Raw genomic sequence first — 10,737 nt, 5'->3', positions numbered from 1 at the left:
TTTTGAGTTTGAAGCAATGTACTATGATAAGATTAACCCGTTAGGTCAGGTGGCCTAACTTAAATAAAAAAGTCTCCGACAAACCCGGTACGGTTCAAAGTGATTGGGCTATCATTGACGTAGTCTGTTGGAAACCAAGATGCCTCGCATTAAATTAATGGAGATGAACTTAGTATTAGAAAGATCAGAGGAGCCTGTAAAAACTTCTGTGTAAATGTCGCTTAAATGAAAGCGTCTAAACGACCTTCAAATTCGATCATAAACCGACTCATAGCAGCACGCCAATCCCGAATTGGCATATTCCACTTTTTTGATGCAGCTTCAATTGCCAAATAGATTACCTTTCTGACCGAGTCATCGGTTGGAAAGAGCTTACGCTTCTTGATTGCCTGCCGAATCACACTATTTAGTGATTCAATTGCATTGGTAGTGTAAATCGCTTTACGAATATCTGCTGGATAAGCGAACAAGGTATTTAGGTTCTGCCAGTGCCCGTACCAAGATTTGCTAATCTGCGGGTATTTATCATCCCATGTGCTCGCAAAGACTTCTAATGCCTGCAAGGCAGACTCTTCAGTAACAGCTTGATAAATACGCTTCAAGTCACTGGTGACGGCTTTATAGTCCTTCCAACTCACATATTTCAAACTGTTGCGTACCATGTGGATAATACATAGTTGAATGCGTGTTTGTGGGTAGACGGTAGTAATCGCATCAGGAAAGCCTTTCAAACCATCTACACAGGCAATCAGAATGTCTTGTACACCACGATTCTTTAGTTCTGTTAGAACGGACAGCCAGAATTTGGCACCTTCATTCTCGGCGATCCACATACCCAGCAGTTCTTTGTGACCCTCAAGGTTAACACCCAATGCTAGAAAGACAGCTTTGTTAATAACGCTGTTGTCCTGTCTGACCTTCACCACAATGCAATCAAGGTACACGATGGGGTAAATGTTATCGAGTGGGCGATTCTGCCACTCAATCACTTGCTCTTTAACCGCATTTGTTACCTTGGAAATCAAACTAGGAGATACATCTGCATCGTATAGTTCTTTGAATGTACTGACGATTTCACGGGTGGTCATGCCTTTGGCATACAGCGATAGGATTTGGCTATCCATGCTGGTGATTCTGGTTTGGTGTTTCTTCACTAATTGTGGTTCAAATGTACCATCACGATCACGTGGGGTATTCAGCTCAAACTCACCATCACCCGTTAGTAGTTGCTTCTTACTGTAGCCATTACGTGCATTGCCTTTGGCACTAGGCTGGTGACGCTCATGCCCTAAATGCTCAGTGAGCTCTGCATTTAGGGCTGTTTCAACGGTAAGTTTCTTTAGAGCTTTACTGAATTCATTCAGGTCAGAATCTGTTTTTAGGTTTTTGGTAAATTCTTTTGCCAGTTCAATCAATTGACTGTGATCCATTGTGGATGTCTCCATCTATCCCTATTACAGGGTACTAAGATTTGGACATTTACACAGTTTTATTTACAGGCTCATTCAGTCAAGTCAACAAGATTCAAGCATATGTGGCAGTCTTAAATAAATTTACAGAAATAGGCTTACCTCATACCCAAGTTGTCTCCTAAATTTAGATAACTTAGGTAAACATTAATTTTTAAATCTTTTTTACTCCAAATTTTTAAAAGCCTCAAGTGAATTACTTGGGGCTTTCTATATTTTTATAATTTAAATTCAAATAATAGTTATTCTTTTGATAATGATCCTTCTCAAGTCATTTAGTTGATTAAATTTTTAGCAATACCATGAATATTTGAATTAATATTTTTTTGTAAAATATCAAATAATCTGCCTTGAGCTTCATCTGTTGCCCAACCAATATGCGGTGTAATCATGACATTGGGATGCTGAAAATTAAGCAGGATATGATCTGTTGGAGGTGGTTCTGCTGATAATACATCAGCGCCAAAACCTGCAATATAATTATTTTTAAGCGCGTGCACCAAACTATATTCATCAATTAACCCTCCACGCCCTGCATTGATTAATATGCTGGATGATTTCATTTGTTGGATAACCTCTAGATCAATCATGCCTTTAGTATGATTATTTAATTCACAATGTAACGACAATACATCAGCAATTTTGATGGCTTGATTGAACGGAATATATCCTTGGCGACAAGTAAGGGCATTTTTTCGTTCGCTAAAATATACATGCATGCCAAAAGCTTTTGCTTTTTTAGCTAAAGATAAACCGATTTCCCCTTTTCCCAAGATCACTAAATTTTTGTTGTTAAGCTCTCTTATGGAAGCAGATAAGCAGTAGGAGGTTGGGCTATGACTCCATTTTCCCGTTAGAACTGAGTTAAGTTGTGAATTCATATTTTTAAACAAATTAATCATCAACATGAATGCATGTTCAGCTACAGCATCTCCAGCATAACCTCGGATATTTGCCACTTTTACACCATGTTGGCGTAATAATGGAATGTTGATATGATCAAATCCTGTAGAACATAAGGCGACCAGTTTGAGTGTGGGATTATGGTCTAGGACTATTTCATCCACAACTAGATCATTTACAACCAGTACATCCTGATCATATACTTTTTGATAAAATTCCTGTTGAGATAGTTGATGATATTCCTTGTATATACATGGAAAGTCAAAATGGAATTTTTTATCCATTAATATATTTTTTTCGACACAGGTAACTCTTAAAATCGCCATAATTTTTCTCATTTTTCATGGTGAAGGTGAAATCTCAGCACGGTATACCAGGATTCTAATTTTCGGCATAAATAACAGTAAGATCAAAACAATTCATTTGTACATTCTACCAAATGAATTGTTGATTTAAGGATTTGTATGACTCAGTAGAATATTGTAATTTCTTTAAAATAGCGTTATTTCAATGAGTTATATATTAGTGTGCGTGCCATTAAAAATTATAAATTGCTTGTAAGTTAAGCAATTTATTTGTGCCACTATCATCACCAATAGCATAAGATTCTGTTGTGCCACCAATGTTAAAGTCATTTTTGCCGATGATATATTCTGCCACAAATGTGAATTGTTCATGGTCTACAGAAACACCCAAAATACTACGACTTGAATCTTTAAATCCTTCTGCATCTTTTTTGTAGGTACTGTACATGGCATAAGGTGTAATCGTACCAATCTTTCCTACATTTTTAAAAGCATAACTGATATCGGCAGTATAAAAAGTCCCATTATTAGCAATATCGTAATTGTCTTTAAATGAACCTACGGTTGATATATTTGCATTAATAGGATCTTTATTATCCACTTTGTTTTTACCACCAGTTAAAGTGAATGCCAGATTTTCATAAGAAATGGTAGAAAATAAGGTCCATGCTTTGCGGTTACCAGTTGACTGCGTAACATCATTATCGATATCAGAATACCAATAAGCGCCTCCCAATTTTGCGGTTAATTTATCATCTTCAGATAGTTTTAAGTCTCTGGAAATACGTGCAATCCACATATTTTTTTCATCTAAAGATTCAACATAATTGGCTGTGTAACGACTGGCATCGGAACTTGATCCATATTTACCTCCATCTTTGGCAAAATAAGATAGATCAACATCGGTCGCTTTAAATGGTTGGAAATGATATTTCACCCCAAAGTTGTGTACATCTTCAAGACCAAATTGCGTTACGATGCCACCATACCAGTTGCTTTCCCAAAAGCGTCCAGGGCCAAATGGCACAGTTTGCAAACCTAGAGTAATATTATCATTTTGGTTAATTTTATATCCAAGATAACCATCGACTAATGAGGAGAAATCACACAATTTATCAAATTGATAGCAACGATATTCAACATGCCCAAATAATTTAGGCGATTGATAATCAAGATTAATTTTTGCGGTATCAAAGACTAGTTTATGGTCGTTGTCTGACCAGCTTTTATCCTGATATTTTGCGCGTAAAAAACCTGATATAGTTAATGCACCTTTAGCTGTTGTTTCATCTCCAATGCTTAATGCATCGGCTTGTGCTGCATTGAATCCACCCAAAGCAAATATTGTGATGGATAATGTTTTTACTAAACGATATTGCATATTAAAATTCCTCTAGAAATGACTTTATTCTTAATTTTTAATGATTAAAGTGTATAGTCCATATATTTGCGTTTGATATTGATGTGGTCTGCAATGCGTTTCGCATCATGCCAGACTCCCCAGATAAAACTGGAACCCCGACCAGTCAGATAAGGTAAACCTAGAAAGTAAATACCCGCTTGATTGGTAATACCTTGCTTATGTTTTGGTTTTTTATTGTCATCAAAGATATCTAGTTCAAGCCAGTCATAATCATAACCAAAGCCTGATGCCCAAATAATACTGGTGATATTTTGCTGTGCCAGATTAAGTTCTAGAATTAGATTTTTTACACATTCAGGATCATCAAGTAAAATTCGTGCTTCGGGATCTTCAGGCAAATCCAATCCGCTATTGGCAATAAATGCATCTGCCTCATCCAAAAGCTTTAAATAATTTTCTTCTCCCTGATGAATATTGTCTGCTAAGTCCGCCTGAAAACTGACTTTTCCATCATTAAATATTTTTGTCATGCCAAGTAAGGTAATGCCTTGTTGTGCAAGCTTTTTAAAATCTACAGTGTGTCCTCCCTGGGCACCGCTGACAGCAAAGCCTTTGAGAGGACCATTATCCGGTTTTTCCGCTTCCCATCCACCAAGTACCCCTAGCCACCAAACATTATCCCTAGAGCGATAACGACGGGGTGGACGTTCATGTTTGCCAACAGATAAAAATACTTGTTTACCAGCACGATTTAATTCATCAGCAATCTGCACCCCCGAAGATCCTGCACCAATTACCAATACATTGCCTTGTGGTAGCTGCTCAGGATTTTTATATTGGTCTGAATGAATTTGGTACAATTTTTCATCTTTGGGTGCAATTGCCGGAATCATTGCTTTTTGAAAAGGCCCGGTGGCAATGACGACACGCTGTGCCTCAATTTTTCCTTGTGACGTTTCGATTTGATAAGTCAAAGATTGTTCTTTATTGCTGACTTTCAGAACTTCTACATTGGTATAAATCGGCGCATTAATTTTTTTTGCATAAGCTTCAAAATAATCTGCAACCTGATCATGATGTACAAAACTTTCCGGTGTTGCGGAAAACTCCATGCTCGGAAAACGATCATGCCAGCATGGTCCATTTGCGACCAGTGAATCCCAGCGTCTGCTACGCCATGCTTCCGCAATTCTGGCTTTCTCTAGGACCACATGTTCAATGCCTAATGTGCCAAGATGTTCACTCATGGCTACGCCTGCCTGACCACCACCGATCACCACTGTATCTATTTGTTCTGGTAAATTCATGATTAATCCTAAATTCTTGATTGATCTATAAGCTTCGGGCTTGCATTGCAAAATATATTCTCTTTAACAGAGCAGGCCATAAATATGTTGTTTTGATCTTAGAAAGTTGTTTAAAAAAATGAAAATCGCATATCCAAAAGGAGTGAATCAAAAAAAACGAATCGCTCGGAATGTAAACACCTTTTATTAAATTGAGTTTTTAGTACGGATTATCTGAATTAGAAGCAAGGAAAATAGAAATTGAGTTGAGAAGTGGGATACGCATACTAGAAAGTGTAATAAAACACAGGATCGCAACATGAAACATACTCGTATTCGTACCTTTAATACCAAAGAAACTTACCCAGAACAAAATCTTGATAATGACTTGTGTCAGGCGGTTGTGGCGCGTGGCTCTACCGTTTTTCTACGTGGGCAAATCGGGCAAAATCTTGATACTTCCGAAAATGTCTGTATTGGTGATGCCAAAGGTCAGGCAGAACAAGCGATGTATAATATTGATATGCTTCTTAAAGAAGCGGGTGGTGAATTACAGGATATTTGCAAAATTACCATTTATATTATTGATCCGCGTTACCGTGAAGACGTTTACCGTGTCGTTGGAAAGTGGCTTAAAGGGGTTTTCCCTGTTTCTACAGGGATTGTGGTTTCTGCACTGGCACGTCCGGAATGGCTGGTTGAAATTGATGCGACTGCTGTGATTCCAGACTAATCCTCAGGAGAGGTGTATGACATTTTCCATTGTGGCTCGTTGTAAAACCACGGGACAATTGGGCGCTGCCGTGAGTTCTTCCTCACCCGCTGTTGCCTCACGCTGTATTCGTGCCAAAGCTGGTGTAGGCGTGGCAGCCAGTCAAAATATTACGGATCCGCATTTGGCGAATATTCTGCTTGATTTAATCAAGTATGATGTCTCCCCGAATGATGCGATTCAGGAACTGGTATCCAATACAGATTTTATTGAATATCGTCAATTACTTGTACTCAATATGCAAGGTCAGGTTGCTGCTTATAGTGGCGAAAAAACACTGGGTATTTATCAGGCCCATACAGGTCAGGATGTTGCCTGCGCAGGTAATTTACTGGCAAATCCAGATGTTCCACAAACCATGTGTGAAGCATTTGAGCAAAGTCAGGGATGTTTAGCCGAACGGTTATTACTCGCCATGCAGGCAGGTCTTACCGCAGGTGGAGAGGCGGGCAGTGTTCATTCAGCTGGTATACTAGTCGTGGACAAAGTACAGTGGCCTATTGTAGATTTACGTGTCGATTGGTCTGAATCTGATCCAATCGGAGAGCTCTATAACATATGGAAAATTTATCAACCACAAGTTGAGGATTATGTGTTGCGTGCCCTGAATCCATCCTCCTCACCAAGTTACGGCGTTCCAGGTGATCCATAATTTGCAGTAACTCAATGGAATAATCAAACGTGTTAAATCGTATTTCGCTACGCCAGATGGAATATTTTGTTGCCACCGCAGAAAGTGGCAGCATTATTATTGCCTCAGAAAAAATTCATGTATCTTCACCCTCAATTTCTGCTGCAATTGCACATATTGAATCAGAACTTCAGGTTCAATTATTTATTCGCCAACATGCCAAAGGATTGATTCTGACCAATATTGGCGAACAAGTGATGAAAGAATGCCAGCAAATTTTATCACAGGCTGGCAGCCTATATTCATTGGCAGCTAACTTCTCAGGTTCGATTCGTGGTCCATTAAAACTGGGCTGTTTTACTGCATTTGCACCGATGTTATATGCAGAAATTATTCATGGATTTAGTAATTTATATAAAAGTGTTGATCTGGATGTGTGTGAGGGGGATCAGGAAATTTTAATTAATGGTTTATTGCGGAATGTGCTGGATGTGGTTTTAACATATGATCTTAATATTGATGAAAATTTACTCAATTTTGAATCATTGGCATCGTTACCGCCCTATGCATTATTTAGTGAAGAGCATCCTTTGGCACATGCACCCGCAGTGACGATGGAAGAGTTGGCAGCTTATCCAATGATTTTACTGGATATGCCTTACAGTAATGATTATTTTATTTCATTATTCAAAAATAGAAATTTGAATCCACAAATCATTAAAACCTCCAAAAATTCGGAAGTGGTTCGCGCCATGGTTGCCAATAATATTGGCTATAGCATTTTAAATGTTCGACCAAAAATTAATTATTCCTTAGATGGCAAACGATTGGTTCGTGTGAGAATTTCAGGCGAACAGCGTCCAATGCATATCGGTTTGGTCACTGCAAAAAATGTCGTTCTCAATACGGTTGCTCAGGCATTTATTAGTCGTTGTCGAGCCTTTATTTCTGATCAATATATTCCGGGTATGGGGGCACCACATTTTTATGACCCACATATTCGTACTAAGGAAGACGAATAATGTCTGATCTTCAAAGTACAATGCTACTTAAACAACTGATTGCTTTTGACACCACTTCATACAAAAGTAATCTGGAACTTATTTATTTTGTAAAACAATTGCTGGAAGATCATGGTATTGAAGTAAGACTGCAATTCAATCCGGAAAAGAGCAAAGCCTGCTTATTTGCCAGTATTGGTCCTAAAGATGTATCAGGCATTTTACTCTCGGGTCATACCGATGTGGTGCCTGTTGAGGGTCAGGACTGGCATAGTGATCCATTTGTTGCTCTGGAAAAAGACGGTAAAATTTATGGACGTGGTTGCGCTGATATGAAAGGGTTTATCGCCTGTGCTCTAAATGTGATGTTACATGCCAGCACGCAAATCCTGTGTAAACCGTTACATCTATGCCTGTCCTATGATGAAGAAATTGGCTGTATTGGTGTACGAGAGATTTTACAGCATTTGTCAGAATATATGATTCCACCCATTTATTGTGTCATTGGCGAGCCTACCTTAATGCAAATTGCAACGGGACATAAAGGTAAAGCAGTATTTAAAGCCATATGCACAGGACAGGAAGGTCATTCTGCGCTTGCACCACAATTTACCAATGCTATTCATGTGGCCAATGCATTGATCCATTCAATTGTTGATACCCAGCAACACATTGCCCGAGCAGGTGAACAGGATAGTGATTATGATGTACCATATTCCACACTTCATATTGGCAAAATTGAAGGCGGTAAAGCCTTAAATATTGTTCCCAATGAATGTATTGTTGATTATGAAATCAGGAATATTGCACAGGACAGCAGTGATCAAATTCAGGAAAAAATTCAACAACATCCTGCTCTGGATAGGTTTAAAAAATTTGTTCATATTGAAGAAGTCAATCAATATCCCGGCTTATTAACCTCGCCAACCGTTCAAGCCGTTAAATTTATGCAAAGCTTGCTGCCAGAAAATACCCAGACAGGTAAAATTTCCTTTGGCACAGAAGGTGGCTTATTTGCCAATCAATTACATTGTCCAGTCCTTGTCTGTGGTCCCGGTTCAATTACAGTGGCACATAAACCAGATGAGTTTGTAGAAATTAATCAGTTAATACAATGCGATGTATTTTTGCATAAACTGCTGCAAAGCCTGCAATAAAAGTGTTTTAGGCCATTATTATCCTAACCTGAACCATTTTTTTGTTCATATTCTTTAGATTCATATTTTCCACATGGCTACATCACGATTTAGAAATTACTTATTAAAAGCAAATCCGCTATAAAAATAATAAGTAAAAATTTTACAGATTCTGGAGGTTTGAATGGAGTTCAATTGGGCTTACGCATTCAGTTTATTAACCAATCATGATTTTTGGAAGGCCACACTTACAGTCATTGAACTCAGTGTTCTGGTATGGGTTTTAGGGATTGTATTTGGTTTTGTGCTGGCATTGGCAAAGCAATCAAATTTTAAGATTCTATCTAAAGGTAGCAGTCTTTATATTTGGTTTTTTAGAAGTTTACCGTTATTGGTCTTATTGGTATTTATCTATAATCTGCCACAAATTTATCCATCGAGTAGTGTTTTATTGGCTTCACCTTTTATTTCCGGTTTGCTGGCCATGGCATTAAGTGAGGCGGCCTATATTGCCGAAATTCACCGGGGCGGTTTAAATTCCATTGCCAAGGGCCAAATAGAGGCGGGTAAAGCGCTCGGTCTTAAATATACAGGCATTCAACGTCTGATTGTTATTCCACAAGCTTTACGGATTGCGTTACCAACTTTAGGCAATGAATATGTCACTATTGTAAAACTCACATCACTGGTTTCAGTGATCTCCCTGACTGAGATTTTATTGGTCGGTCAACGTCTGTATACACAAAACTTTTTGGTCATGGAAACCATGCTGGCAGTGGCATTTTACTATGTGCTGATAGTTACTGTCTTTGGGTGGTTGATGAACTGGCTGGAAAAACGTATGGATGTAAGTCGTAAAACGCCCGGGTTACTTCAGGATAACGATCCTCTTCTGGCAGATATTTCCAATGCCTCCATTTCAAAACGTAAGGAAATTATTTCGGAACAACATGGTCAATATGCACTTGAAGCCATTGATATTCATAAATCCTATGGCGATCATGAGGTGTTGAAAGGGATTAATTTGAATGTGAAATGGGGAGAAGTCATTTCCATTATTGGGCCATCTGGATCAGGAAAAACGACATTTATCCGCACCTTAAATGGTCTGGAAAAACTCAATCACGGTACCGTTAATCTACTGGGTCATCCATTTTTAAAAGATCAAAGTATCACTGATGAATCCGTACAATATAAATCACAAATTATTCATGTCGGGATGGTCTTTCAGAGTTTTAACCTGTTTCCCCATAAAACCATTCTGGAAAATGTATTGTTGGCACCGCAATACCATCAATTGGATACGCCGATGGCCAATAAGGTCACAGCGTTGGCCATGCTGAAAAAAGTGGGGATGAAGCAACATGCCAAAAAATATCCTCACCAACTGTCGGGTGGACAACAGCAACGTGTTGCCATTGCTCGTGCATTGGCAATGCATCCATCAGTGATTTTGTTTGATGAACCCACTTCAGCACTGGATCCGGAATTGGTGAGTGAAGTACTTAAAGTGATTGAAGAATTGGCCAAGGAAGGGTTGACCATGATCATCGTTACCCATGAGATGAACTTTGCTTTTAAAGTTTCTGATCGGGTGATCTTTATGGAAAATGGTTATGTTGTTGCCAATGATAGTCCGGATAATCTATTGAAATCTGAAAATAATCGTCTACAAAACTTTATTCAAAAGAATTAAGCATTTAAAATTAAATAGATTTTTTGCTAAAGATGCAGGGTAATTTTATTTACTCTGCTTTTTTATGTGGTTCTCATTCTAAAATTATCATTCATATTTTCTGTGTCCAAAGCTATTTAGAATATGACATAAGTGGTGGTGGTATTGATAGAAAATTATAATTGCTAGTGATTGC

9 protein-coding genes and 1 pseudogene are annotated in these 10,737 nt (G+C 38.3%); 6 read left to right on the top strand and 4 right to left on the bottom strand.

Going from position 1 to position 10,737, the window contains the following annotated elements; all coding sequences use genetic code 11:
* Positions 1-221: 221 nt before the first annotated feature.
* From ACG916_RS17675 to ACG916_RS17660, 4 genes are all read right to left on the bottom strand, one after another.
* Complete coding sequence (locus tag ACG916_RS17675) at positions 222-1,430, bottom strand: IS256-like element ISAbe10 family transposase (RefSeq protein ID WP_262549751.1); 1,209 nt, start codon at positions 1,428-1,430, stop codon at positions 222-224.
* 314 nt (positions 1,431-1,744) lie between these two features.
* Positions 1,745-2,698 (bottom strand): NAD(P)-dependent oxidoreductase, encoded by a 954-nt coding sequence (locus tag ACG916_RS17670; RefSeq protein WP_058062361.1) that lies wholly within the window; start codon positions 2,696-2,698, stop codon positions 1,745-1,747.
* Positions 2,699-2,909: 211 nt separating this feature from the next.
* Positions 2,910-4,058, bottom strand: a complete 1,149-nt coding sequence (locus ACG916_RS17665) for a hypothetical protein (RefSeq protein WP_308955588.1) — start codon at positions 4,056-4,058, stop codon at positions 2,910-2,912.
* Between the two features lie 44 nt (positions 4,059-4,102).
* On the bottom strand, positions 4,103-5,347 hold the full coding sequence (locus ACG916_RS17660; protein WP_419328408.1) for a flavin-containing monooxygenase: 1,245 nt from the start codon (positions 5,345-5,347) through the stop codon (positions 4,103-4,105).
* A gap of 298 nt (positions 5,348-5,645) precedes the next feature.
* Between ACG916_RS17660 and ACG916_RS17655 the strand changes: the two genes are divergently transcribed.
* From ACG916_RS17655 to ACG916_RS21790, 6 genes and pseudogenes are all read left to right on the top strand, one after another.
* On the top strand, positions 5,646-6,059 hold the full coding sequence (locus ACG916_RS17655) for a RidA family protein (protein WP_262549747.1): 414 nt from the start codon (positions 5,646-5,648) through the stop codon (positions 6,057-6,059).
* Between the two features lie 16 nt (positions 6,060-6,075).
* A complete protein-coding gene (locus ACG916_RS17650; RefSeq protein WP_262549744.1) occupies positions 6,076-6,750 on the top strand; it encodes a DUF1028 domain-containing protein in 675 nt (224 codons plus the stop codon).
* Positions 6,751-6,779: 29 nt separating this feature from the next.
* The gene (locus tag ACG916_RS17645) at positions 6,780-7,751 is read left to right on the top strand and encodes a LysR family transcriptional regulator (protein WP_419328409.1); all 972 of its coding nucleotides are present in this window, start codon (positions 6,780-6,782) and stop codon (positions 7,749-7,751) included.
* Complete coding sequence (argE, locus tag ACG916_RS17640; protein ID WP_049594614.1) at positions 7,751-8,887, top strand: acetylornithine deacetylase; 1,137 nt, start codon at positions 7,751-7,753, stop codon at positions 8,885-8,887. Before ACG916_RS17645 ends, argE begins: the two co-directional genes overlap by 1 nt.
* Before the next feature lie 163 nt (positions 8,888-9,050).
* A pseudogene (locus ACG916_RS21795) lies at positions 9,051-9,701 on the top strand (amino acid ABC transporter permease); the annotation flags it as partial.
* A gap of 138 nt (positions 9,702-9,839) precedes the next feature.
* Positions 9,840-10,562: an amino acid ABC transporter ATP-binding protein gene (locus tag ACG916_RS21790; protein ID WP_473187087.1), complete on the top strand. Its 723-nt coding sequence runs from the start codon at positions 9,840-9,842 to the stop codon at positions 10,560-10,562.
* The last annotated feature ends 175 nt before the right edge of the window (positions 10,563-10,737 follow it).

The sequence above is a fragment of the Acinetobacter legionensis genome (assembly GCF_048552295.1).
In the GTDB taxonomy this organism is placed as follows: domain Bacteria; phylum Pseudomonadota; class Gammaproteobacteria; order Pseudomonadales; family Moraxellaceae; genus Acinetobacter.
This window is presented reverse-complemented; position numbering and strand designations above follow the sequence as displayed.